This is a genomic window from Anaerolinea thermophila UNI-1 (assembly GCF_000199675.1).
In the GTDB taxonomy this organism is placed as follows: Bacteria; Chloroflexota; Anaerolineae; order Anaerolineales; family Anaerolineaceae; genus Anaerolinea; species Anaerolinea thermophila.
In genome coordinates this window covers 2,407,001-2,433,560 of sequence record NC_014960.1, presented here as the reverse complement: position 1 = coordinate 2,433,560, position 26,560 = coordinate 2,407,001, and the positions used below count along the sequence as shown (strand labels likewise).

Sequence of the window (26,560 nt, the reverse complement as noted above, 5' to 3'; positions counted from 1 at the left end):
GAGGAAATACCGTTATATGCGTTGGATTCGAGACTACAAACCACAACCTGAACAACAACGATTGTATCGGCAGGCGTTGGCAATTACGCTGGCTGGGAATATTCTACTGGCGAGCACCAAAGCCCTGGTAGCGTACTTAACCGGCAGCGTTGCCATTTATTCGGATGCAGCCAATTCTATTTCCGATGTGGTGTATTCCTTGATGATGGTTTTTGGATTGTGGTTTGCCCAACGCCCACCCGATTTATCCCATCCTCAGGGACATAGCCGCTTTGAACCGCTGGTTGGGCTTTTTGTGACAGCCTCAATGGCGTATGCCGGTTTTGAGGCGGCAAGAGCCTCCATTGAACGGTTTTTGGCGGGTGGTCTTGCAGTCCGTCCTGATTTGCCTACCTTTGTGCTGTTGTTCAGCGCGGCGGTCAAGGTATGGATGTTCTTCCTGATTCGCAATCTGGCAAAGCGTTTAGCCAGTCCCACCCTTGCCACAACAGCAGTGGATCATTTGAGTGATGTTCTAACCTCGGTTGCGGCTTTTGTGGGCGTGCTTCTTTCTTCATTGCTCCATCCTCTGGCAGATCCCATAGCCGGTATGGCGGTGGCTCTCTGGATTTTCCGTGCAGTGTTACGTGCGGCGCGGGAAAACCTGGGCTTCTTAACCGGAGCGGGCGCAGATGAGGAATTGCGCCACAAACTGGTAGAGGTTGCCGAAAGCGTTCCTGGAGTATTGCGCGTACATCATTTGATGAGTGAGTACACCGGTCCCCAACTGGTCGTAGATTTGCACGTCAACGTGAATGGGCAGATGACCCTTAACGAGGCACATCAGATTGCCGACGAGGTGATCGAGCGCCTGGAAGCGCTCCCCGAGGTAGATCGGGCTTATGTTCATGTAGAACCCGAAGATCACGATTGAAACTCTCCAGAAACATTTTCAAACTGCTGTTAATTTTCTGGATTGCTCTGGGTGCTGGCTGGAGCGGGGGAATTTTGTATGTCAGTCAGCAATACGTAGACCGTTTACTTCATCCTGCCTGTGTATACTTAATGGAGAATTCCCCTTTCGGTTTTGAAGATTGCTCCGTTTCATTGCCTTCTGGGGAACGCTTGAAAGGATGGTGGCATCCTCCCCGAAATGGAGTGGCGGTTCTGTTGCTGGGAGGACACGGTTCCAGCAGAGATAGCCTGATGTGGGAAGCCAGACTATTGGCTCAACATGGCTTTGGTGTACTCTCCGTGGATAGCCGTGTTTGTGCGGGGTTGCCAGCCACCCTGGGGGTTCGGGAAAGTGAAGACGCGCAGGTGGCTCTGGAGTGGATACAAAGTCAGCCTGAGGTGGAACAGGTGGCTATTCTTGGCTTTTCTGCGGGGGGAGTGGCGGGGATAAGGTTGGCGGCAAGGAATCCTCAAGTGGTGGCGGTCATCACAGAAGGCAATTACCCTTCTCTGAAAGAAGAGGTTTTGGATACTCCTCCCGCAGTGCCTTTCTCGTTGCGCTGGCAACTTCAGCATGGGGTAGCCTTTCTCCTGGGGATACGTTTGGGAATGCCAATTGAAGCCATTCGCCCCATTGAGGATTTGGAAAAAATTGCTCCGCGCCCGATCCTTCTGATTTTTGGGGAAAAGGAAGCCCTCGACACCCGTGCACTGGATCAATACCAGGCGGCAAAAGAGCCCAAAACCTTATGGATTGTTCCCGGCGCTGACCATGGACAATATAAAGACAAAGCACCTCAAGAATACGAGGTGCTCTTAATTCAATTCCTGAATCAATTGTCGCAGATTCAGCCTTAACCCTGCCAGATTTATGGCGCAAAAAGAACGTACTGCAACAGAAAACGCTCCAGTTCCTGGTAGTAGTTCAGGATGGTTTCCGATTTCCTGAACCCATGCCCTTCCCCTTCATAGAGAACATAGCGGTGTGGCGTTCCGGTTTGCTGTAAGGCTTTGACAATTACCTCAGACTGATTGGGCGGGACCACTTTATCTTCGCTTCCCTGAAAGATGATCAGGGGATCGCGGATATTGCGGGCATGAAAAACAGGTGACCAGTCGTGATATTTCTGTGCCGCCTCGGGTAATTCTCCGACCAGCGAAGCCGTATAGCGTGCTTCGAATTTATGGGTATCCATGTCCAGCATGAAGAGATTACTAACGCCGTAGAGACAAACACCGGCTTTGAATGTGCCGGGGAAATGCGCCAGGGCGTTTAACACGGTATATCCGCCTGCGCTTCCACCTTTGATAATCAAACGCTTGGGGTCGGCTAACTGACGTTCGGCAAGCGCTTGGGCGCAGGTGACGGCGTCCTCGACATCGACTTTGCCCCAGTTTCCTTTCAACGCCTCCCGATAACGGCGTCCATAGCCTGTGCTTCCCCGGTAGTTCACTTCAACGTACGCATATCCGCGGCTGGTAAAGTACGCGGCTTCAGGGTTATACGCCATGGTTGCCTGACTGGTTGGACCGCCATGGACGTTGAAGATGGCAGGCGGAAGTCCCTGCCCCTGAAATTGAGGGTTGGAAGGCGGATAATACAGTCCATAAGCCGTCATACCACCGCTGGTTTCCCATGTAAGGGACTCAGGCACGGGGTAAAATTCCGGAGAGATCATTTCCGATTCACTGTAAGCCAGGGTATGAAAACCATGTTGGTCCAGGATGACAATCTGATTGGGGGTGTTTGGAGAAGAAGCGATAAATGCCAGAACATCGTCTTTAGGGGAAACAGTGATTTGACTGAGCCAGGTGTAAGGTGAGGTGGAAACGAACTCTACTTTGCCATCCAAACTGATGCGGGAGAGATTAGACTGCCCCAGAGCATTTTGCACGACGTAAATGGCTTGGCTATCAGGTGCCCATGCCAGCGTTCGCAATCCCTGGACCCACGCCGGGACCATGAGATGAGCCTGTTCAGGGGCGTACAACACCTGTCTTGCTCCGCTGGATAAGTGAAACAGAATCAACCTGTCCCATTCTTCGCCCCCTTCGACAAAGCATAACCATTGACCATCGGGGGAGAATGCTGGTTGAAAAGTGGGCGTGTGATCATCTCCGCCAACAACCTGCATGTGCTGGATTACGGGAGTGGTTCCTTCCAGGGTTGCCAGCATCACTCTTGAGCCATCCCAGGGCATGTGGGGGTGATTCCATTCCACCCATGCCAAGTATTTGCCTTGTGGATGCCATGCCGGTTGCATGTAGAAATCTGCCCCTATAGCCAGTTTTTGGGGCCATTGTTGCCCACGACTATCCACAATCCCCAGCACATCCTGAATGCCGTCACTCCAGACAAATACCACCCATTTGCCATCTGGAGACGCTACGGGTGAGGCGCAGGCACCAAAGGGTGGTGTAATTGGACGGGGTGTTCCATGCTGAAAAGGTTGGGCATAAATGCGTCCATCCCTCTCCACAAAGAGCAGGTACTCTTCAGAAAGGTTGAACTCTCCACCGCCATACCCCACACCCCCTCGCAGGGATTGGATGGCGTTCAAATCACGACGAACCCCGGAGCGAGAGCAGAGGACAGGCACAGTTTGACCGGAGCGAGACTCCGTCCACACCAGAAACTGTCCGTCCAGGGTCCACTGCACATCTTCAAAACGTACGCGCCGACTGAGCAATTGGGGAGAAATTGGGCTTTCCCATAACCCGAAAGGCTTGATGTGGCTGGTCATTTTGTTCCTCTTTCTGAAAAAAATCACCCGGTGAGTTACCGGATGATGCGCACAGGACTATTCATTCTTCTTGTCTTTTTTCTTTCCCTTTTTTTCTTCTTTTTTCTCTTTCTTCTCTTTCTTTCCTTTGACTTCTTTTTCTGCGGCTTTGGCTTCTTTGCGCAGTTCTTTTTCCTGTTCAATAATTTCCTCTGGTAATTCCTTGGGTTTCCATACCTCAATCAGAGTACCTTCAGTATGTTCATTTAACTCAGACCAACGCTGAACGGGCAATGTCAGATGAGCAACCACGGTGGTAGGCAGGGAAACCAGTTCTCCGCTCAGCATTTGGAGAAGGAATTCCAGCCCAGGATTATGTCCGATAATCATTACCCGTTCAAGTTCATCGGGTAAAGTTTGCAGAGCACGAATATACATTTCGGCTTCCGCCATGTAGAGTTCGTCCAGCACTTCAACCGTGTCTGGACATCCACACGTTTCGCAGAAGAGCTGCGCTGTTTGAACTGCTCGTTTTGCCGAAGAGCACAGAATTCGCTGAGGAATTAATTCTTTTTCTTGAATAAATAGTCCCATTCTCCGGGAGTCTTTAATCCCACGTTTGGCAAGTGGTCTTTCGCGGTCTGGCAGGTCGGGGTCTTTCCAGGAAGATTTCCCGTGCCGCATGATGAGTAAGGTTTTCATAAGGGCTTGCCTCCCCGAAAAAATTCACAACGGTTAACAGTATAACATAACTGAATGTTAACGCAGGTTAACGTCAAGCGCGCTCGACTTTTTGGGTATGATTGGAAAATTCTCCAGTTTATTTTTCGGGTGCCCCGCTTTGAATCCAGCGTTGGATGCGTTCAAGTTCGTCAGTGGAGAATTTACCCGGGTGTTGCCCTTTTTGCACCTTGACCAACAGACTGTTTTCAGGATCTCCTGGCAGAATTACGGCACCGCTTGTACTGCCTTTCATTAAACTGTTGTAATCCAGCACACTTAACCCTTTCATTGCATTGCTCCCGTGACAGGCGCCGCATTTGGTTTTGAGAAGGTCTTGGAGTGTTGCATAAGTATCTGGCTCCGAAGAAGCCATTGCTGGGGTTGGGGTGATTTGCGTTTCAGTTCCAGTGCCGTAACTGGCTGGCTCTTCTTCCGCTTTGGGAGTGGGGGTGGCAAATAATCTTGCCTGTTCTTCCAGCACAGCGCGTAATTTTGGGGCATCAAATCCGGCAAATGTCCATGAAGTACCATGACAGGCGCTATTGGAACAGAAGGAGGTATTGCTTGTTCCTCCAGCATCCTCAGTAGAATGGCATCCAGCGCAGGTTTGGTCAAAAATAGTGCGATGGAGGGTAATCCAGTTGGGGTTCTTATGAGATTCGGGTTCGAAGCCCTTGTTCAGTTGCAAACTGGCAGTGATTTGATCCGGAGATGAGACAACCGGAATGGAATGGCAAAGGTTGCACTCCAGACGAATGGCTTCTTGCTGCGGATTGAGGTGTTTGCCATCGTGGCAGCGGAAACAACCGGGTGATGTGGTATGCCCGGCATTATTGGGATGGGTTTGCCAGTTGACTTTTTGTTCAGGAAAATTGGTTTGCAGGTAGGTTTGCTTTAATTGCTCAATTGTCTGGTCGAGTAGTGATTCATTCTCAACCATGAAATTGGCATACTGGGAGCGGTAAAGTTCTTTAAGCCCTTCAATGGCTTTAAGCGCCTCTTCCTGGCTTGGGTAATTCGCGCTTAACACTGCCGTAGCGTTTTTCTTGATAGCAGGAATGTTTGTAGAGATTAAACCTCTCGCCAGTAATTGATCTACGGCTCGGGAGGGCTCAGGAATTTCGTGAGCGGTACGATTGTGGCAGGTGATGCAGTCCATTTTTTGCAGGTCTTTTGATTGGATGGAAGCAGGGTCAAAACCGGACTCTACATCAATATATTCTGTTTTGCTCCCATCCGGATTTTCTACCACTACATACGGAATATCTTGACGCTCTCGATCGGTAGCATAAAAATACACTGGATTTTCGATGTGCCAGTGAATACCATACCCCAAGCCTTCCCGTTGAGTGCCGCCCCCGGTTTTCACAACCATAAAAACAGAAGAAGGGGTGTTGGCTTCATCTTCCGCATAATGTTTGATTTCTACCAGGGTGTCGGTTGAGAATTTTTCAGGTTTATGGCAGTTCTCACAGGCATCCCGGGCAGGGCGCATATTTTTTGCCACAATGGGATACTCATAACTACCGGTGAGCATGGCTGTGCCTGTTTGCCAGGAATAGCCAATTTTCCGTCCAATCATCACGGGCAGACGGTCTCTTCCCATGTGGCAGTCTTCACAGGTTACATTGGTATGGGGAGATGCCTGATAAGTAGCATACTCTGGGGGCATGGTATGGCAGGTTAAACCGCAAAAAGAAGGCGAATTGCTTTCTTCCCACGCAAAACTGGCAAATCCTAACAAAACAACGGTGAGAAAGGCTACTACAACGAAGGGGATAAGGCGAACCCATAACTTGGCTGTGGCAGGTGGAAAGAAGAACTGATTCAATGCTTGCTTGAATTTTGACATCGCCATTCTCCTCAGGATAAAAGTGTAATGCGATTATATCACTCATTTTATTTTAATTTTTATTGTTCTTGACTGAAAAGAAAACACCCCGATATTTCGTCGGGGTGTTTTCTTTTACTTCAATCCGTAATCTGAATTACGGGCGAACCAAGCCTGTGGTGTCGATGGACGGCACTTTGGCTTTCAGATCCGTGATGGAGTCATACAATGCCTGCAAGACGTAGCGGGCATTGTGGGCAAATCCACCGGGATCTTTCGTAGCATATTGATAGTTGTACGCGGCTTTGAGCAAGCGTGGAGTCCAGGACGCATAAGCCACAGGACCCTTGTCCGAGGTGTCGGCTTTGCCGTCGCCATCGGCATCGGCGAAGAAGTACGGATATGCCAGCGGGTTGTACACAATACCCACGCCAGCCACGTCCTTCGCGTAAGCCTGAATCGCGGCGTAGAGTTTTTCTCTGTAGGTCTCCACCTCGCCAGCAAGCCCTTCGGTGGCATCGCCATCGCCATCGTAATCTTCTTTGAGCGACAGGCGAATCTTTTCGGGGTCATCCACGCCATGGCATCCAGTGCATGCCGCCACTTTGACTTCCAGCGTATGGCTATCGTGGCAGTCGGTGCATTTGTTCAGGTTGCCTTCATGCATGAATTGACCGGCGTATTCCTTGCCTTCGTACTCGTAGATACCGCGCGCATCCTTGCCAAACAGGGTAGCACCTGCGGCAAAGTAGTGAACATTGCGGAAGCGAATCTTGTCGCTCGGGGTGTCTTCTTCAAGACCTTTCAGAGCACTGTTCACGCTGACGGTGGATTCGCGTCCCTGGTGGCAGACCAGGCACAGGTTGGCATCCACTTTTTCGCCGAAGGTGAGCTTGGCGCCGCTGGGGAAGGTCACCGAGTTGACTTCATAACGGGCAGGCCAGTTGGCTTCATTGTGGCAGGTGGAGCACTGGAAGCCGTTAGAAGCATGGTTGGTGATATTGGTACCTTCCTTGAGGAATTGGGGTAGGCCGGTAGCGGTGTGGCATTTGGAGCAACTGCCCGGCACATTTCCTTCTTCGCCATCCCAGTGGCGGAACGCCTCGGTATTGCCGGCAAAGTGCCCGGCATCGTCACGGTGCATCTTGCTCATATCCACCGGCGTGGAGAGTTTGGCATTGAGGTCTTCGATTGAATCGTACAGCAGTTGCACGATATATTTGTTGCCATGAGCGAATGCGCCGGGATCCTTGACCGACAACTGATAGTTATAGGCGGCTTTCAGCAGGCGCGGTGTCCAGTTGGAGTATGCCACCGGACCCTTGTCGCTGGTATCGCCTTTGCCGTCGCCATCGGCGTCTGCAAAGAAATATGGATATGCGGCTGAATCATAAACGATGGCGAGTCCAGCCACCTCCTTAGCATACGCCTGAATGGCAGTATACAGGGCGGTTTGCAAGCCTTCAATTTCGCCAGCCATGCCCTCTTTGACATCGCCGTCGCCGTCATAATCGGGCGCAGAAGAAATCATGCGCACGTTCTTCAGGTCTTCGACGGTCTTGACACCTTCGTGGCACAAAGCGCACTCTTCCACTTTAACTTCGGTGGTATGGGGGTTGTGGCATCCCACGCAGGTGTTGTATCCCTCAACGTGGTCGTTCTTGAAGTCATAGGCTTTGCCATCATATTCATAACCGCCTTTGACCTCATCCCCGTACAGGGTTGCCGCTGCGGCAAAGTAGTGGATGTTGATGAAGCCGAAGCGAACTTCGTTGTCTCCATTTTTGATGGGTTTGACAACCACATCGGGATCAGTGGCTTGGAACTTCTCGATTTGCGCATCCACCTGAACTTTGCTGGCGCGACCCTGATGGCACACCATACAACGAGCCTCGGCGCCCAACCCGGTGACTTCAACCCCCGAGGGGAACTTGACACTGGTGAGTTTCGCGGTGGCGTCGTTGTGGCAGGCATTGCAGGTCACCGTAGTGCCGATATCGGCAGGTTGGTCAACTTTTCCTGCCTCGGAGCCGTCAGCGCCAAGGAAGTCCAGATAACCTGGCGTGCTGTGGCAGGCGGCGCAGGCGGTGGGGACTTTCTTGTCCTCGGTTTCGTTCCAGTGCACAAAGGCTTCTGCTTTAGCGTCATTGTGGGGAGACGCTTTCCACAGTGCCTCAAAAGGTGCCTCCATTGCGGGAGGTTGCACCGGGCAGGGTTCGGGTGCCGGGCAGGTAGGAACAGGTGCCTGCGTGGGTTCGGCGGTCGGCGTTGCCGCCTGACATGCCGTGAGCACAAACAGGGCAACCATGATCATGGCGGCGACAAGAAGGAGCTTGATAGTCTTTTTACTCATAGATGCATTCTCCTCAAACAAGATTTCAAAAGAAAAGGTAAATTAGAAAAAATGATGATTTATTCTGTAATCTCTCATCACCTCCTTATTTGACAGGATATATAAGATTATAGCCAGATTAAAAAATAGATACAAGGTTAAATCAAGATGAGAATGGGGGAAAAAAGTCATATGATCTTGACGGTTTACGCGGGCATGGTATAATTCAATTTGCATTGCGGGGTAGAGCAGTGGTAGCTCGTCGGGCTCATAACCCGGAGGTCAGTGGTTCGAATCCACTCCCCGCGACTTTCACAGGGATGCCATCCCTGTCTGTCCCCACAACGCACCCGATGGATCCCTGGGTGCGTTTTGTGTACTTTACCAGACAAAAATGCAGTCGGAGATGGAAAGGGATGGGTGAGCGAGTGCAAGAGGTGGACACGATCCCTTCTTCGCACAAGCCCTGTCACAGGGGAGTGAGAATGTCATAAACATTCTTGCTTCTTGCCTTTCCCTCTCCAGTCTCCGACTCAGACGGGGAGATACCCCCGACACGGGGCGTGACCTGTCCAGGATCCACGCTCGCCTACCCGGCGAGCGAGCGCGCAGATAGACCGGTGGCTAACCCGCCGACCGGTGACCCTGGCCTGCAGGAAGGGTCGTTGCGCCCCGTGTCGGGAATACCTCATGAGGAATTGTCAAGGTTCAGGATGATTCGACCGAAATACGTCATTGTTTGCGATTATGGGATATACGACCACTGGCGTAAGCGGCATTCAGCTATTGGAATTTTCGATTACTTCAGCGCCGGAAATTTCCCCGCCAGAATTCGGTTCGATATTGTCTGCGGCTGGGAGGCTGACGAGGGAGAGAGCGAGGGGGATTTCTCTGTAAAGGTAACTGCCGTCACTGGAAGCGAAGGAGACCGGCGCATTGTGGCTGAGACCAACCGCGTTAGCGCCATTTTCGACCCTTTTTCTCACACCGCCCCCAATACTTTTCACTTTGACATTGATGTCCCTACCGCAGGAAATTACCAGTTCGAGTTTTATTTCAACGGTAATCTCGTTCATACCCTTGCCGTGCCTGTAATACCTGAGGATTGATCATGGCTACCTTACCTGTATTTATACCACTTTCCGAAGCCGCCCGCAAGTACGGGCTGGAAGAAGCCCATTTGCGCCAACTGATTGAGAAAGGTAAAATCAGGGCGGGAGTGGTAGCGGGAGAAATGGTCGTGAGTGAAGAAGAAGTCAGAGGTGAAGCAATCCAGGAAAAGGGTCTCCGCAAAGAGGATTTGCCGGAGTATCAGCAATATAGCCATCTAGAAAGCATAGAGATTGAGTTTGGAGAAGCTGCTCGTAAATATCGTATACCTCCTGCCACACTTCATGGATGGGTAACAAGAAAAATTGTAAAGATTATTAGACGACAAGGTAAAAAAGTCGTACTAAAAGAACAAGATGTAGCCTATTGCGCGAAAATTTATGAGATGCGTAAGGGGCAAGGAAAGTGGCTTTTTGACAAAGATGGCTTACCTTATAAATATAAATCTAAATCTAATTCACTTGCTTTATAAAAGGGCGGCTTTTTACCGCCTTTTTTTTGGTTTTATTTTATTCGAAGTATTGACAACCTCGAATAAAAATACTAGAATGATCATAGCACCTTCCCAAACCGACATTCAACTGCCTCAAACACAACGCCCCGGTGGAGGGCGTTGTGCGCCCGACCGGGGCGTTCCGTGAGCCGTGTAGGTAGCACGCTCACGGTGAGGCAAGCAGGCTGTGACTGCTCACCTCGCTGATTATTGTATCACGAGAGAACGGACACCCTGCCAAACCCGGCAGGGTGTTTTTTGCAGGTGTTGGCTCTTCAGGCGGTTGGCGCGTAGTGGCAGGTTCGATTCCTGCCCGCCTGAATCCGGTATTTGCCATGCTAACGTCGGCAAAGGTGGGATGGGACGTGGCAGCCCGGAGAGACGGGCAAAGCACCTTACCAACTCGACGACATGGTAAATCCTCCTTTCTCACCTCCTTTCAGCCAGCCGCGCAGAGGCGGGGGCACTGTCCCGCCCCCGTGGTGGGTGCAACTCCCACCCGGTTGGACTGCCAAACCTGTCATTGGGTCGTTGGCCCACCAACGGACAGGGGAAGCCTGGCGCGTCCCCAGGTGTCGAGCACCCGTGCGCAAGGTGCAAGGCACCTGGCGTCAGGAAACAGGCAGGTGGCATCCCGGAAAGACGGGTAGGGGCAGGCAGGCTGGTAAGCCTTCCGAGGCTAGGAAGCGTGTCCGATAAACAGCCCAAGAAAGTATCGGATAAAAACAAGCCAGTGACCCTCGCCCTGGGGAAGACTGGCTGCCCTGTGCAATGCAGGGCAAAGACCTGGCGGTGTAGAGGGTAAACCGCCAACTGTCCTGTCCGTGAATGCGGCGAGCGGCGCTAACCACCCTCCGACAGCGAAAGCGGGAGACGGCGCCGATCCGATCCCGTGGTGGCACGGGGATGGACTGGGCGGCAGGACGGCACGGGCAACCGGTGTAGGTAGCACAGGTTGAGCGAGGGGTGCGAATTCGAAACCACGCACACACGCGACCACGGCGTGGGCGGACGTAACAGCGTCTGCCGAACGAGGGTACCTGCGGAAACGCAAGAGGCACCAACCCCCCTGCGGTGGTGAGGAGGGGGAATGTGCGGGAGTAGTTCAAAGGCAGAACGTGGGCGCACAAGACGCCTTCGGTGGTGGTTCGAGTCCCCCTTCCCGCTCTATGAAAGCGAAAATTCCGCTGGAAATTGCTGAACAAATTGCTCGCCAGTACGCCGAGCGTCTGATGCCGTTTTGCGACCGGCTGGAAATTGCCGGGAGCATTCGGCGGCGCAAAGCGGAAGTGGGCGACATCGAAATCGTTGCGCTGCCCAAGCCGTTCGTTGACCTGTTCGGCAACGAAAACGGGTATCAAGACCCCATGCTGGCGGGCGTGTGGGTGAACAAGGCAGGGCGGCGGTACAAGCAGTACGCCTTGCCTGAGGGCGTCAACCTGGATTTGTTCATCGTACTGCCGCCTGCACAGTGGGGCGTCATCCTTGCCCTGCGGACAGGGGGAGCGGAGTTTTCCCGCAAACTGGTGACGCCGAAGCCCTACGGCTACCTGCCGCAAGAGTATGTCATCAAGGACGGTGCGGTCCACCGTGCCGATACCGGAGAGATTGTTCCCACCCCGGAAGAGGTTGATTTCCTCACCCTGTGCGGGGCGGCGCATATTCCACCCCAGGAAAGGAATTGAGCATGTTAGAAATCCAACTCATCGGCAATTTAGGCAAAGACCCGGAAGCGCGCTACACCAACGAAGGCGTGCTGGTGGTCAACTTCCCGGTGGCAGTCTCCACCCGTAAGGACGAAACCGTCTGGGTGGAAGTGACCGCCTGGCGCGAACTGGGCGAACGCTGCCACCAGTACCTTGCCAAAGGACGGCAGGTGTTCGTGCGCGGCATTCCCACCATCGAAGCCTTTACCCGCAAGAACGGCGAAGCAGGCGCAGCCCTCAAAGTCACCGCCCAGGTGGTGCAGTTTTTGGGCGGCGGCAAGGGTGAAGCAGGTGAGGATCACGGCGGCGAAATGCCGTTTTAGCGGTGGTTTGCGCTGGCGGTGTATCCCCTCACACGCCAGGCCGGAGAGCGTAACCGGCGCACAACTTCTCACCCCGAACTGACGGCATGTCAGAAGGGCGGAGCGTGGAACATGGACGAACTGACCCCGGACGAACTGGACGAGTTACTGGCGTTTGAAGCCGAGAGGCGCGAGCAGGAAGAGCGCAAGTTCGAGCTGCTGTACCGGCTGGAACGGCTTCCGGCGGAAGACCCGCTGTGGGAGGATCTGGCTCGGCGACTGGGAATGAGGTTATGAGACCGGCGGAGGTGTATTGTAGACGAAAAGACCTTCAGCGGTATCGGAGACCCAGTTACCAGGGGTGCGGCTAACCATTACAAGGTTAGCCAAATCCTGACAGGAACCCGCCGCAAGAATGCAGGCAAGATAGAGACCGATTTCCCAGTTCCAGGGTATGAAAAGCAAGAATACAGCAATCGGGAAAAGGAGCGGGTAAAGGGTGATTTTATACCAGGATTTCTTATCGGTGATTTTTACAAAAACATAGGTGTCTCTGGCAGTGATGAAAGAAGGCGGTACCGCAGACCAGTGGGCGGCAATTGCGTGCAGTCCCTCGTGGACAGCGCGAAACACACGGAAGTGAAAGAGCAATCCAAAAAGCGCCAGGGTGATCAAAAAGCGCCAGAAAAACAAAAAATTTCGATGAGCAGGGTCAATGAAAGAAGAAACGATCAACCACGAGCCAGCGGGCAGTAAAGTCAGCCAAAAGAAGAGCCGAACAAAAAGTTTCCAGGCAGGACGATTCTGGAGATTATCGGGGTTCTGGCTTCTGGTCATTCTATGTGTGATCCTTTCGTTGGCTTATATTGGCAAGACGGGAGAAAAAGGCAGCGAATGGCTGCTGCCGATAATGTTGGGGTGGATGGCCGGTCTGGGAGGAAACATAGTAGAGCGTGATCCAGGAGAGGGCATGCTCAAGGCTGGAATGGCGCAAACCACTTTTTTGCTCGCATGGGTGATTCCACGAGGTTTACCGTCTGAAACCGTCTTGTTTGCGCTGGTCTGGTTATTCCACACCGTAACCACAATGCTGGCTGTATATCTGGAGGTTGCAAGGGTCAGGGCACAACGCCAATTGAAAACTACGAGAAGAAAGTAAAGGGACAAAGGCAGTATGAGCGGGAACAAGGCATTGGCGATCCATGATCTTTTGGAAGAGCAGCGGACGAATACATTCGTACCTTTTGCCGAGATGCCTTCTGCCCCGAACCAGTGGGCGGCAATTGCATGCAGTCCTTCGTGGACAGCGCGCATACCTTTGAGACAACCAAACAGAATGAACCAGATTCCAACTGCAGTCAAATATATAAAGTCGTGTTCGGACGGAGGAGGGGGGAAAGGTAAGCCCAACAGCCACCCGAACCAAAGCCAGGCTATTGAAGCAAATAACACTGACAACCATATGAGACACAAAATCCGCCAGGCGGGACGCGTTTTGATGTTGTGCCTGTTGTCAATATTTTTGCTCATCAGCATCCTCCTCATTGGTGAAAACATTTTTCAGGGTACTGCCGGTTGGAACATGATCGGCACAGCCGCAATTCTGGGCTGGTTATCATCTCTATCGGTCAATCTGGAAGAAACCAGTCCAAAGAGCGCCTGGATAAACACCGTATTCATCAGCATGATCGCGGTCATCATCGGGTGCGCGGCAGCGGTCAAAGGGAAAATCGGGATTGAAGAATCTCAACGGCTGGCATTGATCATTGCCGCAGGAACGATGGCGACAGCCGCAAGGAATTATCTGGATGTTGCAATTGTAACGGATAAAAAATGAACGGACAAGCCATCATCGAGCAACTGGAAACTCGACGGAAGGAACTGGGGATGACAGACGAAGCCTTTGCGCGCCTGCTGGGGATCAGCCGTCCGCTGTGGTCACAGTTACGCAGCGGCAGGCGGCGGCTGACGTTGGCAGTTCTGCGGCGCATTTTGCGCACCTTTCCCGATTGGGAAGAAGCGGTTTTGGCATTGCTGCGGGAGGAAGCATGAGCAGACACTGGATACCCCCGCAGGGATACCACTGGAAAGTGGTGGTGGACCCGACCCGGACAGGGGACGACCCCGGGATCTTTTACGGCGCTCATTTTCGCTGGGCGGACATCGTTCCCCCGGGAACGGATCGGGAAGCGCAAAGTATTCCCTGTCCCTGGCCGAGCGGGACGGTGTTCGAGCACATCAAGACCGGCGAGCGAGTGGTGATCCGGCGGGGTAGAGTGGTGAAACTGGAGGGAAAACGTGGCAGTCTTTCTGATTCTTCTGGCGTTTCTGGGCATTCTGGCAATCGCGGTAGCCGTGTCCATGTCAGCCCACGCTGACGCCCTTCAGGCGCAGGCAGCCATCGAAGCGGCGCGGGCGGCGCAGATTGCCGCCGCCGGGCAGGCGGTCAACTCCGCCCTGCTGACGGCGCTGGTGGTGGCGACCGGCTTCACCCTGCTGGCAGTCCTGATTGTGCTGGCGTATCTGGTGTACACCCGCCAGAAACAGCAGAGGACGGGCAAATGGCTGCCGGGACCCAACGCCCGCTGGGGACGGGTGGATGACGCCCCCCGTCCGGTTGCCCTGCCGCAGGGAGACCCTCTGCAGCAGCTGGTGCAGCTGGAACTCCTGCGCTATCTGCGCCAGATGAACACCTCTCCCGTGCGCCCCTCACTACCTCAACGGGAAGCGGCGTACCTGCCGCACCCGGAGGAGGATGAAGACGATGAACCGCTCTGGTAAGGCAATCACGATCGTGGTGTTTGTGACCATCCTGCTGACGGCATGCAGCGGCGAATCCGTGCCGCTGGACCCGACCGCACAGGCGCTGTACCTGCAACGGCAGGCGGAACAGGCGACCCAGCGGGCGGAGTACGCCCGCATGACCGCGCAGGCGCTGGAAGCCGAGCAGGTCAAGGCGGAAGCCGCCGCCCGGCAGGCGGAAGCCACGGCGGAATACTACCGCCTGCTGCGCACCGCCACCATGGAAGCCGTGATTGCGGAAGCAACCGCCATATCGCAGCGGGAGACACAGACCGCCTGGAACGCCACCGTCCAGGCACAACAAACCGCCACCGAACGGGCGTGGATCGTCCAGCAGACGCAGAGCGCCCTGCAAGCCCAACAGACCGCGCAGTCCTGGCAGATGACCCAGACGGCGGCGCAGTCCGAAGCCACCGCCACGCAGGTGGCTCTGCTGCGTCAGGCGACGGTGGACGCCGCCAATGCCGCGGCTCTGGCGACGGCGCAGGCGGCACAGGCGGGCATTGCGCAGGAAGCCCTGCGGCAAGAGCAGATCCGCACAGTCCAGCAGGACTACGCCAAGTACGCCTGGGCGGCGCTGCCGTTCGTCCTGCTGGCGCTGGTGGTGGTGATGAGCCTGTACGGATTGTGGCTGTACCAGCGCAACCGGGTGCTGACGCAACTGGCGGACGGCAAACTGGTGCTGGTGCAGGACGGGAAGGTGGTGGTGCCCGACCGCTCCCCCGGAGCGGTGCTGGACCCCCGTAATCCCCCCAGACTGGATGCGGGGCAGCTGCGGGTGACGGAGAACGACCAGAAGGTGAGCGCCATTCGCGCGCTGGTGGCAGGCGGACAGAAGGGCAAAGCGGAGCGGCTGGCGCAGACGATGGCGGAAGCCTCTTCCCCGATACCGGATATCCGCGTGGTAGCGGAGCAGGATGTGCGTCCACTGCTGGGAGAAGTGGTGAACGGAATCTATCAGGAAGCGGTGGAGGAGAAATGATCACGCATCGGGAGCAGAGAGTAGCGGAGACGCTTGCCTACCGACTGCCTGGGGTGCTGACCCGACGGGGACTGAAAGCCCCGATTCGCCAATTTCTGCTCAGTGAAGTGAATGGATTGAAGATGCTGATTGCGGAAGTGGATTTGGGTGGGGTGAACTACCCGGAACGCTACACGACTCCGGAAGTACTGAGTCACCTGCGGCTGGAGATGGGAGTGCCGGTGTATCTGTCCCAGGTTAAGGGGTTGCGATATGTCCTGCTGCTCTCACCGCTGCCTCAAATGCCCCGGCGGGTAGAACTCCCGCCGGATGTTCCGAGCGGGCAGTTTGCAGTTGGGGTAGGCGTAAGCGGACGGGGATTGAGCCTGGCATGGGAAGACTTGCAGCACTTGGCAGTGCTGGGAGCAACGGGATCGGGGAAATCGGTCTTTTTACAGTCCCTGGTGTGGCAGGGCCTGAGAGACGGTTTGAGGCTACTCCTTTCGGACATCGAGGGGGTGACCTTTGGGATGCTGGCTGACCATCCGGGACTGCTTGCACCGGTGGCGGAGACACCTGCAGGGGCGCTAGAGCGGGTGGAGCAGGCACTGGCGGAGTGCGAGCGCCGGGCAAAACTACTGCGTGAAGCGCCGGGACATCCGCAAAACCTGAAGCAATACAATGAGCGGATCCAAACGGAAGGGGGAGAAGCACTACCCCGAATTCTGGTGATATTGGATGAAGCCAGTGCGGTGCTGAGCGCCATGGGAAGGGGACGGGGCGAATTGGGGGAAGCACTGGCGAACCTGGGCTGGCGGGGACGGAAATACGGGGTGCATTTCGTGTTTGCCGCGCAGGAATTTACCAAGGAATTGCTGGGACCGGTGAGAGATCAGGTAGGAATGGCAGTGTGCTTCCGTGTACGAAGTGCATACCTGGCGACCCACATGGGCTGTCGAGGGGCTGAGCGCATACCGGTGGATCGCCCGGGATTGGCGATAACGGATCGGTGGGGTCCGGTGCAGACATATTATCTGGATGCCGGGCGTTTGGAGCAGGGAAAGGAAGGGCTACAAGTGCCTGTGAGCGAAGCGGAACGGGGATGGTTTCTCCAGGCATTGAAAGCCGGAGGGCGGCTTTCGCGGAGTAACCTCATGGCATGGAGCGGCATGAGCGAATGGCAGGCACGCAAGAACCTGGAGGCATGGGCAATGCGTGGCTGGGTTGTGAAAGAGCCGCAGGAGGACAACGCCTTCGTGGTTACGGAGAAAATGCGGGAATGGCTCTCCAACCCACCAACCTCTCCAGCCTGCTCCAACCACTCCAACCTAATCGAGGCATAGGAGAGGGACATGCGGCTGTTTTTACTGATACGAGATGTGGATGTGTCAGGTGTGTCGGGAACCGGAGTGGTGGCAGAGGGGGTGGAGTTCAGCGACGGGATGGTTGCCATGCACTGGCTGCGGGAGCCGTATGGGCTGAATGTGTACACGAAGATGGAAGACCTGATAGCCGTCCATGGACACAGTGGCAAGTCGAGAATTTGCTGGTTGGATGGAGGAGGGTATGAAAGACACGGTGAAATGGCGGGTGTACCGCATCGAAGACAGGAGCGATCTGGAGGCTGCAATGCAGCTGTACCAGATGAAGTTTGGCGAGCGACCGCGGCGGGCACGGGTGAGCGAGAAAGCGCCGGAGGAGTTGCTGCACCTGGTGCGGGAAATTCCCGATCTGGAGATTGAAGTCTTGCGTCCGATTCTTCCCCGGGACGTGTGGCTGACGCATGAGGAAGAGCAGACGGTTCCGCAGGCACAGTTGAGTTTGTTTGGAGAGGTGGAAGGATGACGAAAATCGTGACGATCTACAACCAGAAAGGCGGGGTGGGGAAGACCACTCTGGCGGTCAACCTGGCACACGGTCTGGCGCGGTCAGGCAAGGCGGTAACCCTGATGGACCTGGCGGAACCGCCGTACTGCCACCAATGGTTTCGCCTTCCGGCGGACGGCTCGGCGCAGCGCTGGCTGAAGGGAGAAGAAGTACCCCGTTACGGCACCCGCGTTGGGGGATTGTATGTGCTGACGGGGTACCAGCCGGGCGTAGAGGAATTGATGAGCGGCAAGATGGAGGTTTTGACCCCTGAAGCGGTACGGCGAGAGCGGTTCGACGCCTTGGGGGGAGATGTGGTGGTGGTAGACGGATACCGGTACGAATGGAAGGTTGAAGAAGCGCTGCTTGGGCTTTCGGATGTGGTTTTGATACCGCATGACGGGGGAACTCCCCTGGACAGCACAAACTGGACCCTGGGTGAATGTATGGAGCTGCGCAGAGGGGGCTGGCAGGGACGGTTTTACCTGGTGGGGCAGGTGGAAAGGGTTGGAGATGTGGAACGTCTGACGGCCATTGGAGAAAGAGCGGACGGCGTTGTCCTGCTGACCAGGAACGAGCGCATGAGGCAGAGGCGCACGGCCTTCGAGACACCGCGGGTAGCCCGGGTGATGGTGGAATATCACAACCTTTGTATGTGGCTGGAGAAAGAAGGATGTCAAGGGAGATGAAGAAAGCGCGCGTGATTGCAGTCGCCAACCAGAAAGGGGGCGTTGGAAAAACCACTACCGTAATCAATCTGGCGCACTGGTTTGCCCTGCATGGCAGGCGGGTGCTTGTGCTTGATCTGGATGGACAGGGGCACATTGCGCCGGGGTTGAGGTTACCCGGAGGGGATCACCTGTATCGCTTTCTGGTGCATGAGGAGGAAGTCTCAAATGTGACCGTCAAGGCGCGGGAGAATCTGGACATCATTCCCAACGACCACACCGGAGAACTTGCCAAAGAGCATGTAAAGCAGGCCAATTTCCGCGAATACATTCTGGATACCGCACTGGAAGAAGCGCGGGAAAGATATGACCTGATTTTTCTGGATACCCCACCGGGAGCGGATGTCCTGCATGTGCTGGCGCTGGTTGCAAGCGACTTTCTCATCGTGCCTGCCAACATGGACTTTTATGCCCTGAACGGGGTAGGGCAGATTTTGAAAACCGTGCGAAACCTGAAACGGTATCCCGGGGTCACGCCGCCGGTTCTTGTGGGTGTGTTGCCAACGCTCTTTGACAAACTTACCAATGAAACCCTGAACAATCTTCAATCGCTTCAACAGTCTCTGGGGGAAAACTACATCTTGCCCCCGATTCCCCGCGACACCAGGCTGCGCGAGGCAAGTTCTCACGGACAAACGATTTGGGAATACGCCCCTGCGTGTCAGGGGGCATCCGGGTATCCCGGCAATGGAGAAAAGCAGTGCAACAGTTCGGGAAAAGTGGGGGGATATCTGCATATTGCTGAAATCCTGCATGACATTGTGAGGTGAGGGATGAGTGTACGAAAAGAGAGGCAGGCAATATCCATAGAGCCGCCAGTGGAAGATTTGGACCCGGCGGTAGAAAATGCGTTGGGAACTCCGGCAAAACGCGGGAGCATTTACGGGCGAATAGCCCGGGTCAAAGAGATGACCCCGGCGCAGCGGCGCAAAGCGGAGAAAGATCGGGCGCGCACCAAAGAGACCTACGACCTGCCCGCGTGGTTGATCGAGGCAGTCGAGCAGATTGCCCGGAAGTATGGAGTGCCGAAGTCGAATGTGGCGGCCCACCTGTTGACTGCCGGGTTGAGGGATGTGCTGGAAGGGAAAATCAATCTGGGGTGGGTAAGAAAAATCTCACGCTCCCCGCGATATGAAGGGTTGTTGGAAAATCCTGAAGCGATCGACAAGAGCGAAATTAGCCGTTTTTGCAGTGGGAAATGAAAGCCGTCCGAGAAAATTCAACAAATCCTGTCCGAACGCCAGCGTTTACGCCAGCGCATTACGCCAGCGTTTACGCCAGCGATAACGCCGACGTAAAGCGCCAGCGATTACGCCAGCGTTTGAGACAAATAGAAGCCCTACAAGGCGTCTATTTTGAGGGCATGGCTATGATAAGGCCTTTGCGAAAAAAAGCCCTGTTTCAGGGCGTTTTTGAGGCAAATTGAGACATTCGAAAAAATCGGTTCTGGGAGAGGTTTGTATGCAACAAGAGATGATGGGCAACCAACGATTGAGCGTGATACCTGCGCGGGCGGTATCGGATCCGGAATTATCCGACGGAGCCTTTCGCACTCTGGCAGCGTTAGGCATGTTTGGAGACCGGAACGGCTGGTGTTATCCGAGTTACGCCACCCTTGCGCAGATTCGCGGATTGAGTAAGTCCGCCATAGCCAAACACATCACTGAGCTGGTGGAGCGCGGGTATCTCAACATTCACCATCGTTTCGATGAGGTCAGCGGAGCGCAGCGTTCGAGTATGCTGCAAATTCGCTTTGACTACGAACCGGATGAGCCGGGTGCCGGAGCGAAAAAGACCACAAAAGAGTCACCCCCCCGTTTCCGTGGGGGAAACCCCCCGTACACCCCAGAAGTGAACGGGGGGTACACCTCAGAAGTGAACGGGGGGTACACCCCAGAAGTGAACCCCCCGTACACCCTTAAGGGTGAACGCTTAACGTCCCATATTAACGCTCCAATTAACGCTCCAGTTAACGGTGGTGGTGGTGTTAATGACCCCGTTGACGTAGCGGAAACGGGTACACCACCACCACCACCTCCTCCTCCAAACCCGACGGACGACCTTCTGAACCGTGCCGAGAAGTTATACCGGATGGTGCGGCCGAGCCACCTGATGATCCCTCGCACGCGCTGGTACGAAGACGCCTTACAGGTTTTGAATCAGACGCTGGACAAACACAACGGGGACTACGAGCGTGCCGCCGGGGAACTGCGCCGGTACGCCGAAGAAGCCGACCGGCGCAATATTGCGCCGACCAACCTGTGCTGGCTGACGGAGTGGGCAGCGGCGGGTAAGGTGCCGCCGCCAAGGCGAGGGGCGAGGGGCAACGGCAACGGGCAAAAGGCTGTCGAAGAGCGCCGCGACAGGGTCCTGCAGGAGACTCGCAAACGGTTTGGCTGGGGGAGTGATGCGCTGGTGTACTCGTTCGACATCGAGAGGCTGGAGAAACTGCTGGAACTGTGGCCGCTGCTGGAAGCGAGAGGGGCAACGGACGAAGACACGTTCCGCATGTTAGCCTGGCATGTGGAAGTGCCGGTTGAGGAGATCAAACGCCGACTGGAAGTCGGAGAAGGGATCGATCTGGATGCAGAATTCGGTTTTGGTGTTTGATCTGGAGCGCCTGGACGAATTACGCCGGGAAGCGGAGCGCTATTGCGATGCCCGCCTGTGGGAGATGCTGGCGGACGGGTATGAATTTTACGGTTTGTTGTCAACGGCGAGCGCCTGCAGACGCAGGGCTGAACACTACAAACGACAGCAGGAGGTGATCCATGAAGCGGATACAGGAATGCCTGCCTGAAGTACCGACGGATGGTGCACATCGGGACACGCGCATACAGTACGACAACTGCGTGTCGAACTGCCCGGTCTGCGGCGGGATTGGTTATGTGCGGGCTGAGGTGCCGCTGGGCGATCCGCGCTTTGGCAAAATCGAACGCTGTCCGAATGCGGCGGCGCTGGACATCCAGCGGATGAAAGCCGATCCGCGGATCGGGATCACCGAACGGGATTTTGAGTTGTCTTTCGAAAACATTCGTCCGGTATCGCCGATCACCCAGGTCGTGGTGGACATCAAGCCGCTGGTGCTCTCACGGGCGTCCAAAACGCCGAAAGGTGCATTCGTGCTGATCGTGGGAACGCCGGGGATCGGCAAGAGCCTGTTCCTGAGAACGGTGGTAGCGGTGGCAGTTTCCAGTGGGATTACGGGGGCTTACGCGAACCTGGCCTACACCCTGGACGACTTACGCCGTGCTTACGATATGCCCAATGCGGGAGAGGAACTGGAAGAACGCTTTATCTGGTGGCAAAATCTGGACATACTGGCGCTGGACGAATTCGACAAGGCGAATTCCACCCCGTGGGCAAGGGAGCGGATCCACATGCTGATGGACGCCCGTTATCGTCTGGCGGTGGAAGGCAGAGGGCTGACTCTGGTGGCGTCCAACAGTGAACCGATGGACGATTACCTGATGAGCCGCTTCAGAGACCAGCGGGTAGGGCGGGTGTACCGTCTGAACGGGCAGGATATTCGCACCCGGACACGGGAACTCAAACTGAAGTGGTGAACCGATGGACAAACACGAACTGCAAGAGCAGCTGGGTGGTGAACTGGTGACCGAACTGGTAGCAGGGGTGGACGATGCCGCACTGGAAGCGGCCCTGCTGGACGAGAAAGACCCGCTTGCCCGCGACCTGCAAACAGCAGTGCAGGCGGCGGTGGACGCCGGACGCAAACAGGCACGTCAGATCGTGGTCACGGCGCTGGAACGGGAGCTCAACCGGCGGAGAGGTGAACGGTGAGCGAAAAGCAGCTGGCGCAGTTATCCGACAAAGTGATCCGTCATGCCCGGCGGGTACAGCGGGCGCTGGGCAGCGGTCACAGCGAACTGGTGTATCACCGGGCGCTGCTGCACGAACTGCGGCAGAGCGGTTACGAGGTTTTGAGTCAGCCGCGCCTGAAAGTGCGCTATGCCGGGCAGGTGGTGGGCGAGGTCGTCCCCGACCTGCTGGTGCGCTGGTTCGGGTGTGCCGTGCTGGTAGAATGCAAAGCGGCGGAGCGTTTCGAACAGGCGGATTTCGACCAGGTACGCCGTTACCTGCGGGCGTATGACGGTGAAGCGGTTGGGCTGCTGGTGGGCTTTGGCGGTGCACGGCTGGAATTTCGGCGGGTGACAATCGCGCGCAAGGAGCGAGAGGGATGAACTTTGCCAACCGGGTGACCCTGCAGGGGTATCTGGAAATCGAGCGGGCGGAGGAGGTCTCGCTGGACAGAGACAGCAGCCTGACCACGCCGGTGCTGTACGGGTGGCTGTGGACGGATACCAGCGGATTGTTGCGTCATCGGGTGGTGCTGGCGGACAAACCGGCATTTGGGCTGCTGGAGATGCTGCGCAAGTTTCGTCCGGAAGGGGGGAGTGCGCTGGTGAGCCTGAACGGGATGGCTGTGGAGGTGGTGCACCTGGATGGCAAACCTTTCGTGGCGGTGGAAGGGCGTCTGGTAGATGGGGTGGTGAACGTGAAGCACGTGACCGTGCTCTCGACACCCGAAGCGGGACTGCTGCGGCTGCTGGTGGATCACCGGCTGCGGGAGATTGTGTACGGCTGGGAGGAGATTCGGGAAGCGGATCGGGTGCTGATGTACCGCATCGTGCGGGAGGCACGGGAAGCGCGGGAGCCCCTCAGCCTGACGGCTTTGGGGCATGGAGCGCCTGCTGGCGCATGGGGCGGCCTGACGTCCACGCCCCCCGCCCCTCGGCGCGCAGCGCCAGAGGGTTAGGGGGCGGGACGGTGAGTCCGCCGTGAGGGAGCGGGCAGGCGCATGGAATTATGCAAAAAATTTTTTGCCAGATTCACTCTTCAGGAGGTTGACATGATTGCGGCGATCGTAAATGCGCTGGTGCCGCCGGTGGAATTACCGGCGGGTTTGTGGATTGAGCGGGCGGCATGGGCGGATGTAACCGCGGCGATTGAGGCGGGGACGCCGCACTACGTGCGCCATGCGGGAACGGCGAAGTTGCTGGGTAAAGAGCCGAATGGTGGATTTTACAGCCCGGAGGTTGGGGACGTTTACCTGGTGGTGCGGCTGAAGCCAGGTACTGCGCCGAGAGGCAGTGAAGTTGAGGCGGGCGTGGAAGATTTGGAGATTTTGCGGGTGGAGGTGCGGAGATGAGAATGCAGGATTGGCGCTGGTACGGGGTGTACGGACTGGTGGTAGGGCTGACCGGACTGGGGATCTGGAGGCTGATCGAACCCTGGCTGTGGGAGAGAGAGTATGTCGTGAGGTTGCTGGCGACTTTTGGCGTGGCGGTACTGCTGGGAGGAGTGCTGCATGAGGGCTTGCACCTGCGGGAAGCGCTGCGTCAGGGGGCATCGTGGGACGGGGTGAAAGCGGGCTGGCTGCGGTTCCGGGTGGAGAAGCCGCTGGAGGTTGGGGCATATCGGCGGGTGATGGTAGCGCCGCTGCTGTTACCGGTGGTGTTTGGCGGGCTGGTGGCGATTTTCGATGAGCGTCAGGGACTGCTGACGGCGCTGGTGTGGCTGCTGGGAAGCGCCGATGACCTGGCGGACTGGGCGGCGCTGTGGGGCAAGAAGGGATGGGTGACAAGGCGGGTCGGGGAAGGTTTGAGACTCCATGGAGGTGAACCGTGACAGATTTACAGGCTTTTGAGGCGTGGCTGCGGGAGCAAGACCGCAGCGATGTGACGGTGCGGGGATACCTGGCGGACATGAGCCAGTTTGAACGCTGGTTTGAGCAGACCAATGGGCGAGGATTGCGGGTTGAGGACGTCACCCCGGCGGATGTGCGGGAGTACCGTGCATGGCTGCAAACGGTGCAGAAGGCAAGCGCCGCCACGATCCGGCGGCGGCTGATGGCCTTACGGGCGTACTGCCGGTGGGGGATGGCGGCTGGAAAAATCGAGCGCAACCCGACGGCGCGGCTGAAGATGCCGCGGGAGGAGAAACTCTCACCGGGCTGGCTGGAGCGGAGCGAGCAGTGGCGGCTGGTGCGGGAAGCGGAACGGGGGATACAGGCGGCAGATACACCTGCCCGGCGTCGGCTGGCGGTGCGGGACTGGGCGCTGGTGGTGTTTCTGCTGCACACCGGGCTGCGGGTGAGCGAAGCCTGTGCGGTGGAGGTCTCGGATGTGCAGATGGGTGAACGGTCAGGGTGGGTGCAGGTGCGCAGCGGCAAGGGGGCGAAGGCGCGCAAAGTGCCGTTGAATGCCGAAGCGCGGCGGGCGCTGAAGGCGTGGCTGGAAGAGCGCGGAGGACAGCCGGGACGGATGTTTGAGATGACCGTATCGGGGGTGCAGCGGCGTCTGGCGGAGATGGGACGGCGGGCGGGGGTGGAAGTACACCCGCACACGCTCAGGCACACGCTGGCAAAGAACCTGGTGGATGCCGGGGTGGGATTGCAGGAGGTGGCGGCGCTGCTGGGACACAGCAGTTTGAACGCCACCCGGGTGTACGTGACACCCGGAGAGCGTGATCTGGAGCGGGCACTGAGCAGACTGGAGGGGTGATGAGTTTCGCGTTTCGCAGACACGACTACAACCTGAACGAATTCGACCGCTGTGAGAAACACGGCTGTCCGCTGATGCAGGTCACGGCACAGGCACAGCCGGTGTGCCTGATGGAATGGCTGGCGTTGAAAGCCGGGGAGCGGACGGTACGGGACATCCTCCCGAAGGACGAGGGGGAGTACGACCTGCCTGCACTGATTCTCGATAACGGCTTCATGCTCCCGGTGGTACGGGCGTATCCGCTGGCGCAGAAAAAGCGGCGGGTTCCGCCGTACCTGCTGCCGTTTCTGGGTGGCGGAAACACTGCGGCGGTGACGGATCGTTTTGTAGGCTGGTGGGTGTCCGACCTGTACCACACGCGGGGAGAGACGCCCCTGCGCGAGGCGGTGATGGCGATGATTCGACCGCCGTGGAAGCGGGGAACAACGCGAGAGGACGCAGACAACGACAGGGACGCCGTACTGCTGCACCTTGCGCTGGACATCCTGCTGTACCTGCTGGAGGACGAGGAGATCCGCAGGTACGAGCCGTGAAAGGCGGGGTAGAGGCGGCAGGGTCAGCACTGCCCGATGGCGCGCAAACCGCCGGAAAGGCGGGGAGAGAGGGGGGAAAGGGGAGGGGGGCTGGCCTGTCGTGGCTCTACGCACTCGGAGATTGAATGGGGGTAAAAAATTGTTTCTGGTTGGTATTTCTAATTTGCCGCTAATTGGTGTTTGTGATATTCTGTAGTCATGAACGAGATTGATTTTTCCAGTATTGCTGTTCCCGAAATTTTGCCAGATGGTTTCCGACGTCTGGAATGGGCATACCGCCGACCGCGATGGCGGCGCATGGTGGCGACTGTCCTGCTAATGGCGCAAACCGGTGTCTCCACAGTGCGAGAACTGGAGAGATTGACGGCGCTGGACAGAAAAACGATCCACATCGTGCTTGATTCCATGCTTGACCTGCTGGATCCGCTGATTGAGTCACATGTTTTTCACGCAGGTGGAAGAGGACACCTCCGCGTAGTCGTGCTGACCGATTACGCCAAAAACCTGTGCCGGGCGCTGGGGGTTGAGCCGGTGGAGAGCGACCTGGAAAAGATTATGCGTCTGCATAATGGCGAGGTACAAACCTTTCACGCGGCACTGGTGCTGATGGCTGCCTACCAGGCACGACTGCGGGGGTGGAAGGCAGAGGTCATGCCGTTCGACCCACAGGAAACGCCCTGGTTCCAGCCCGACCTGAAAGTGACCGACCCTGAGGGGTGGTTCTACTACTGCGAGGTGGAAACCCGCTCACGGGTCAAGTCGCATAAGTGGGCAAGAATGCGAGAGGTCAATCTGATTGTTCCCACACCGACCACCCGTCAGTGGATGGTGCAGCGGCTGAAGGACATGGGCATTCCCGGACGCGCCACCGATTTGCGCACGCTGGCACAGCAGGCAAAGGCGGGCGATTTGAGCCGGTTCTGGCTGGAGAAGTGGTGATTAATTACTCAAGAGTATTGACTAATTAATCTTGAAGATATATCATATAAGGGT

Annotated in this window: 35 protein-coding genes, 2 tRNA genes and 1 pseudogene; 33 read left to right on the top strand and 5 right to left on the bottom strand. The window is 56.3% G+C overall.

The window, feature by feature from the left end; translation table 11 throughout:
• Nucleotides 1-16: 16 nt before the first annotated feature.
• Nucleotides 17-913 (top strand): cation diffusion facilitator family transporter, encoded by an 897-nt coding sequence (locus tag ANT_RS10965; RefSeq protein ID WP_041454977.1) that lies wholly within the window; start codon nt 17-19, stop codon nt 911-913.
• The gene (locus ANT_RS10960) at nt 910-1,791 is read left to right on the top strand and encodes an alpha/beta hydrolase (RefSeq protein ID WP_013560592.1); all 882 of its coding nucleotides are present in this window, start codon (nt 910-912) and stop codon (nt 1,789-1,791) included. The genes ANT_RS10965 and ANT_RS10960 overlap by 4 nt, the downstream gene beginning before the upstream one ends.
• 11 nt (nt 1,792-1,802) lie before the next feature.
• Here ANT_RS10960 and ANT_RS10955 read toward each other — a convergent pair whose 3' ends face one another.
• From ANT_RS10955 to ANT_RS17580, 4 genes are all read right to left on the bottom strand, one after another.
• Nucleotides 1,803-3,677, bottom strand: coding sequence for a S9 family peptidase (locus ANT_RS10955; RefSeq protein ID WP_013560591.1), 1,875 nt, complete (start codon nt 3,675-3,677; stop codon nt 1,803-1,805).
• Between the two features lie 57 nt (nt 3,678-3,734).
• Nucleotides 3,735-4,358 (bottom strand): SixA phosphatase family protein, encoded by a 624-nt coding sequence (locus tag ANT_RS10950; protein WP_013560590.1) that lies wholly within the window; start codon nt 4,356-4,358, stop codon nt 3,735-3,737.
• A 118-nt stretch (nt 4,359-4,476) separates the two neighbouring features.
• The gene (locus ANT_RS10945; RefSeq protein ID WP_041454974.1) at nt 4,477-6,231 is read right to left on the bottom strand and encodes a NapC/NirT family cytochrome c; all 1,755 of its coding nucleotides are present in this window, start codon (nt 6,229-6,231) and stop codon (nt 4,477-4,479) included.
• Nucleotides 6,232-6,367: 136 nt separating this feature from the next.
• Nucleotides 6,368-8,563 carry a cytochrome c3 family protein gene (locus ANT_RS17580; protein WP_013560588.1) on the bottom strand — a complete coding sequence of 732 codons (2,196 nt, stop codon included), beginning with the start codon at nt 8,561-8,563 and terminating at the stop codon, nt 6,368-6,370.
• 216 nt (nt 8,564-8,779) lie between these two features.
• Between ANT_RS17580 and ANT_RS10930 the strand changes: the two genes are divergently transcribed.
• The 7 genes from ANT_RS10930 to ANT_RS17410 all read left to right on the top strand — a co-directional run bounded on the left by ANT_RS10930 (nt 8,780) and on the right by ANT_RS17410 (nt 12,450).
• Nucleotides 8,780-8,851 (top strand) — tRNA-Met (locus ANT_RS10930).
• Nucleotides 8,852-9,255: 404 nt separating this feature from the next.
• Nucleotides 9,256-9,651: a DUF6941 family protein gene (locus tag ANT_RS10925; protein ID WP_013560587.1), complete on the top strand. Its 396-nt coding sequence runs from the start codon at nt 9,256-9,258 to the stop codon at nt 9,649-9,651.
• Nucleotides 9,652-9,653: 2 nt separating this feature from the next.
• Nucleotides 9,654-10,124 carry a hypothetical protein gene (locus ANT_RS10920; RefSeq protein WP_013560586.1) on the top strand — a complete coding sequence of 157 codons (471 nt, stop codon included), beginning with the start codon at nt 9,654-9,656 and terminating at the stop codon, nt 10,122-10,124.
• Nucleotides 10,125-11,239: 1,115 nt separating this feature from the next.
• A tRNA-Leu gene (locus ANT_RS10915) sits at nt 11,240-11,312 on the top strand.
• A gap of 2 nt (nt 11,313-11,314) precedes the next feature.
• Nucleotides 11,315-11,830, top strand: a complete 516-nt coding sequence (locus ANT_RS10910) for a nucleotidyltransferase family protein (protein ID WP_013560585.1) — start codon at nt 11,315-11,317, stop codon at nt 11,828-11,830.
• A 2-nt stretch (nt 11,831-11,832) separates the two neighbouring features.
• Nucleotides 11,833-12,174 carry a single-stranded DNA-binding protein gene (locus ANT_RS10905; protein ID WP_013560584.1) on the top strand — a complete coding sequence of 114 codons (342 nt, stop codon included), beginning with the start codon at nt 11,833-11,835 and terminating at the stop codon, nt 12,172-12,174.
• Between the two features lie 18 nt (nt 12,175-12,192).
• On the top strand, nt 12,193-12,450 hold the full coding sequence (locus ANT_RS17410) for a hypothetical protein (RefSeq protein WP_013560583.1): 258 nt from the start codon (nt 12,193-12,195) through the stop codon (nt 12,448-12,450).
• On the opposite strand, the gene ANT_RS10900 is transcribed toward ANT_RS17410, so the two are convergent.
• Complete coding sequence (locus ANT_RS10900) at nt 12,445-12,846, bottom strand: metalloprotease family protein (protein WP_155818123.1); 402 nt, start codon at nt 12,844-12,846, stop codon at nt 12,445-12,447. The genes ANT_RS17410 and ANT_RS10900 overlap by 6 nt on opposite strands.
• 22 nt (nt 12,847-12,868) lie before the next feature.
• Here ANT_RS10900 and ANT_RS10895 point away from each other — a divergent pair, with 22 nt between their 5' ends.
• The 24 genes and pseudogenes from ANT_RS10895 (at nt 12,869) to ANT_RS10795 (ending at nt 26,506) form a co-directional block, all read left to right on the top strand.
• Nucleotides 12,869-13,312 (top strand): hypothetical protein, encoded by a 444-nt coding sequence (locus ANT_RS10895; protein WP_155818121.1) that lies wholly within the window; start codon nt 12,869-12,871, stop codon nt 13,310-13,312.
• Nucleotides 13,313-13,327: 15 nt separating this feature from the next.
• Nucleotides 13,328-13,990 carry a hypothetical protein gene (locus tag ANT_RS10890; RefSeq protein WP_013560580.1) on the top strand — a complete coding sequence of 221 codons (663 nt, stop codon included), beginning with the start codon at nt 13,328-13,330 and terminating at the stop codon, nt 13,988-13,990.
• Nucleotides 13,987-14,205 (top strand): helix-turn-helix domain-containing protein, encoded by a 219-nt coding sequence (locus tag ANT_RS10885; protein WP_013560579.1) that lies wholly within the window; start codon nt 13,987-13,989, stop codon nt 14,203-14,205. Before ANT_RS10890 ends, ANT_RS10885 begins: the two co-directional genes overlap by 4 nt.
• Complete coding sequence (locus ANT_RS17575; RefSeq protein WP_172634620.1) at nt 14,202-14,531, top strand: hypothetical protein; 330 nt, start codon at nt 14,202-14,204, stop codon at nt 14,529-14,531. The genes ANT_RS10885 and ANT_RS17575 overlap by 4 nt, the downstream gene beginning before the upstream one ends.
• Complete coding sequence (locus ANT_RS10880) at nt 14,452-14,934, top strand: hypothetical protein (RefSeq protein ID WP_013560578.1); 483 nt, start codon at nt 14,452-14,454, stop codon at nt 14,932-14,934. Before ANT_RS17575 ends, ANT_RS10880 begins: the two co-directional genes overlap by 80 nt.
• A 58-nt stretch (nt 14,935-14,992) precedes the next feature.
• Entirely contained in the window at nt 14,993-15,937 is a 945-nt protein-coding gene (locus ANT_RS10875) for a hypothetical protein (protein WP_172634619.1), read from the top strand.
• Entirely contained in the window at nt 15,934-17,259 is a 1,326-nt protein-coding gene (locus ANT_RS10870) for an FtsK/SpoIIIE domain-containing protein (RefSeq protein ID WP_013560576.1), read from the top strand. Before ANT_RS10875 ends, ANT_RS10870 begins: the two co-directional genes overlap by 4 nt.
• Nucleotides 17,260-17,268: 9 nt before the next feature.
• A pseudogene (locus ANT_RS18170) lies at nt 17,269-17,460 on the top strand (hypothetical protein); the annotation flags it as partial.
• Nucleotides 17,461-17,482: 22 nt separating this feature from the next.
• Nucleotides 17,483-17,761, top strand: a complete 279-nt coding sequence (locus tag ANT_RS17405; protein WP_013560575.1) for a hypothetical protein — start codon at nt 17,483-17,485, stop codon at nt 17,759-17,761.
• A complete protein-coding gene (locus ANT_RS18050) occupies nt 17,758-18,471 on the top strand; it encodes a ParA family protein (protein ID WP_013560574.1) in 714 nt (237 codons plus the stop codon). Before ANT_RS17405 ends, ANT_RS18050 begins: the two co-directional genes overlap by 4 nt.
• Complete coding sequence (locus tag ANT_RS10855; RefSeq protein ID WP_049784891.1) at nt 18,468-19,280, top strand: ParA family protein; 813 nt, start codon at nt 18,468-18,470, stop codon at nt 19,278-19,280. Before ANT_RS18050 ends, ANT_RS10855 begins: the two co-directional genes overlap by 4 nt.
• 3 nt (nt 19,281-19,283) lie before the next feature.
• Nucleotides 19,284-19,712: a hypothetical protein gene (locus ANT_RS10850; protein ID WP_013560572.1), complete on the top strand. Its 429-nt coding sequence runs from the start codon at nt 19,284-19,286 to the stop codon at nt 19,710-19,712.
• Nucleotides 19,709-19,936 carry a hypothetical protein gene (locus ANT_RS10845; RefSeq protein ID WP_013560571.1) on the top strand — a complete coding sequence of 76 codons (228 nt, stop codon included), beginning with the start codon at nt 19,709-19,711 and terminating at the stop codon, nt 19,934-19,936. Before ANT_RS10850 ends, ANT_RS10845 begins: the two co-directional genes overlap by 4 nt.
• Nucleotides 19,933-21,120, top strand: a complete 1,188-nt coding sequence (locus ANT_RS10840; RefSeq protein ID WP_013560570.1) for a helix-turn-helix domain-containing protein — start codon at nt 19,933-19,935, stop codon at nt 21,118-21,120. Before ANT_RS10845 ends, ANT_RS10840 begins: the two co-directional genes overlap by 4 nt.
• Nucleotides 21,095-21,310 (top strand): hypothetical protein, encoded by a 216-nt coding sequence (locus ANT_RS10835; RefSeq protein WP_013560569.1) that lies wholly within the window; start codon nt 21,095-21,097, stop codon nt 21,308-21,310. Before ANT_RS10840 ends, ANT_RS10835 begins: the two co-directional genes overlap by 26 nt.
• On the top strand, nt 21,282-22,076 hold the full coding sequence (locus ANT_RS10830) for an AAA family ATPase (RefSeq protein WP_013560568.1): 795 nt from the start codon (nt 21,282-21,284) through the stop codon (nt 22,074-22,076). The genes ANT_RS10835 and ANT_RS10830 overlap by 29 nt, the downstream gene beginning before the upstream one ends.
• Before the next feature lie 4 nt (nt 22,077-22,080).
• Nucleotides 22,081-22,311, top strand: coding sequence for a hypothetical protein (locus ANT_RS10825; RefSeq protein ID WP_013560567.1), 231 nt, complete (start codon nt 22,081-22,083; stop codon nt 22,309-22,311).
• Complete coding sequence (locus ANT_RS10820; RefSeq protein WP_013560566.1) at nt 22,308-22,712, top strand: GxxExxY protein; 405 nt, start codon at nt 22,308-22,310, stop codon at nt 22,710-22,712. Before ANT_RS10825 ends, ANT_RS10820 begins: the two co-directional genes overlap by 4 nt.
• Entirely contained in the window at nt 22,709-23,287 is a 579-nt protein-coding gene (locus tag ANT_RS10815; protein WP_013560565.1) for a hypothetical protein, read from the top strand. Before ANT_RS10820 ends, ANT_RS10815 begins: the two co-directional genes overlap by 4 nt.
• Before the next feature lie 93 nt (nt 23,288-23,380).
• A complete protein-coding gene (locus ANT_RS16505; RefSeq protein WP_155818117.1) occupies nt 23,381-23,680 on the top strand; it encodes a hypothetical protein in 300 nt (99 codons plus the stop codon).
• Entirely contained in the window at nt 23,677-24,159 is a 483-nt protein-coding gene (locus tag ANT_RS16500; protein ID WP_013560563.1) for a hypothetical protein, read from the top strand. The genes ANT_RS16505 and ANT_RS16500 overlap by 4 nt, the downstream gene beginning before the upstream one ends.
• The gene (locus tag ANT_RS10805; RefSeq protein WP_013560562.1) at nt 24,156-25,034 is read left to right on the top strand and encodes a tyrosine-type recombinase/integrase; all 879 of its coding nucleotides are present in this window, start codon (nt 24,156-24,158) and stop codon (nt 25,032-25,034) included. Before ANT_RS16500 ends, ANT_RS10805 begins: the two co-directional genes overlap by 4 nt.
• On the top strand, nt 25,034-25,567 hold the full coding sequence (locus tag ANT_RS10800) for a hypothetical protein (RefSeq protein WP_013560561.1): 534 nt from the start codon (nt 25,034-25,036) through the stop codon (nt 25,565-25,567). Before ANT_RS10805 ends, ANT_RS10800 begins: the two co-directional genes overlap by 1 nt.
• A gap of 198 nt (nt 25,568-25,765) precedes the next feature.
• Nucleotides 25,766-26,506, top strand: a complete 741-nt coding sequence (locus ANT_RS10795; protein ID WP_013560560.1) for a hypothetical protein — start codon at nt 25,766-25,768, stop codon at nt 26,504-26,506.
• The last annotated feature ends 54 nt before the right edge of the window (nt 26,507-26,560 follow it).

Bases quoted from the DNA above. Each gene is read 5' to 3' on its own strand.
- ANT_RS10835 (WP_013560569.1), top strand. From the start codon at position 21,095: ATGCAGAATTCGGTTTTGGTGTTTGATCTGGAGCGCCTGGACGAATTA.
- ANT_RS10945 (WP_041454974.1), bottom strand. From the start codon at position 6,231: ATGTCAAAATTCAAGCAAGCATTGAATCAGTTCTTCTTTCCACCTGCC.
- ANT_RS17405 (WP_013560575.1), top strand. From the start codon at position 17,483: ATGAAAGACACGGTGAAATGGCGGGTGTACCGCATCGAAGACAGGAGC.
- ANT_RS10965 (WP_041454977.1), top strand. From the start codon at position 17: ATGCGTTGGATTCGAGACTACAAACCACAACCTGAACAACAACGATTG.
- ANT_RS10850 (WP_013560572.1), top strand. From the start codon at position 19,284: ATGAGTGTACGAAAAGAGAGGCAGGCAATATCCATAGAGCCGCCAGTG.
- ANT_RS10920 (WP_013560586.1), top strand. From the start codon at position 9,654: ATGGCTACCTTACCTGTATTTATACCACTTTCCGAAGCCGCCCGCAAG.
- ANT_RS10925 (WP_013560587.1), top strand. From the start codon at position 9,256: ATGATTCGACCGAAATACGTCATTGTTTGCGATTATGGGATATACGAC.
- ANT_RS18050 (WP_013560574.1), top strand. From the start codon at position 17,758: ATGACGAAAATCGTGACGATCTACAACCAGAAAGGCGGGGTGGGGAAG.
- ANT_RS10895 (WP_155818121.1), top strand. From the start codon at position 12,869: ATGAAAGAAGAAACGATCAACCACGAGCCAGCGGGCAGTAAAGTCAGC.
- ANT_RS10825 (WP_013560567.1), top strand. From the start codon at position 22,081: ATGGACAAACACGAACTGCAAGAGCAGCTGGGTGGTGAACTGGTGACC.
- ANT_RS16500 (WP_013560563.1), top strand. From the start codon at position 23,677: ATGAGAATGCAGGATTGGCGCTGGTACGGGGTGTACGGACTGGTGGTA.
- ANT_RS10885 (WP_013560579.1), top strand. From the start codon at position 13,987: ATGAACGGACAAGCCATCATCGAGCAACTGGAAACTCGACGGAAGGAA.
- ANT_RS10870 (WP_013560576.1), top strand. From the start codon at position 15,934: ATGATCACGCATCGGGAGCAGAGAGTAGCGGAGACGCTTGCCTACCGA.
- ANT_RS10845 (WP_013560571.1), top strand. From the start codon at position 19,709: ATGAAAGCCGTCCGAGAAAATTCAACAAATCCTGTCCGAACGCCAGCG.
- ANT_RS10955 (WP_013560591.1), bottom strand. From the start codon at position 3,677: ATGACCAGCCACATCAAGCCTTTCGGGTTATGGGAAAGCCCAATTTCT.
- ANT_RS10815 (WP_013560565.1), top strand. From the start codon at position 22,709: ATGAACTTTGCCAACCGGGTGACCCTGCAGGGGTATCTGGAAATCGAG.
- ANT_RS10905 (WP_013560584.1), top strand. From the start codon at position 11,833: ATGTTAGAAATCCAACTCATCGGCAATTTAGGCAAAGACCCGGAAGCG.
- ANT_RS10800 (WP_013560561.1), top strand. From the start codon at position 25,034: ATGAGTTTCGCGTTTCGCAGACACGACTACAACCTGAACGAATTCGAC.
- ANT_RS17575 (WP_172634620.1), top strand. From the start codon at position 14,202: ATGAGCAGACACTGGATACCCCCGCAGGGATACCACTGGAAAGTGGTG.
- ANT_RS10855 (WP_049784891.1), top strand. From the start codon at position 18,468: ATGAAGAAAGCGCGCGTGATTGCAGTCGCCAACCAGAAAGGGGGCGTT.
- ANT_RS17580 (WP_013560588.1), bottom strand. From the start codon at position 8,563: ATGAGTAAAAAGACTATCAAGCTCCTTCTTGTCGCCGCCATGATCATG.
- ANT_RS16505 (WP_155818117.1), top strand. From the start codon at position 23,381: ATGATTGCGGCGATCGTAAATGCGCTGGTGCCGCCGGTGGAATTACCG.
- ANT_RS10950 (WP_013560590.1), bottom strand. From the start codon at position 4,358: ATGAAAACCTTACTCATCATGCGGCACGGGAAATCTTCCTGGAAAGAC.
- ANT_RS10795 (WP_013560560.1), top strand. From the start codon at position 25,766: ATGAACGAGATTGATTTTTCCAGTATTGCTGTTCCCGAAATTTTGCCA.
- ANT_RS10910 (WP_013560585.1), top strand. From the start codon at position 11,315: ATGAAAGCGAAAATTCCGCTGGAAATTGCTGAACAAATTGCTCGCCAG.
- ANT_RS10890 (WP_013560580.1), top strand. From the start codon at position 13,328: ATGAGCGGGAACAAGGCATTGGCGATCCATGATCTTTTGGAAGAGCAG.
- ANT_RS10830 (WP_013560568.1), top strand. From the start codon at position 21,282: ATGAAGCGGATACAGGAATGCCTGCCTGAAGTACCGACGGATGGTGCA.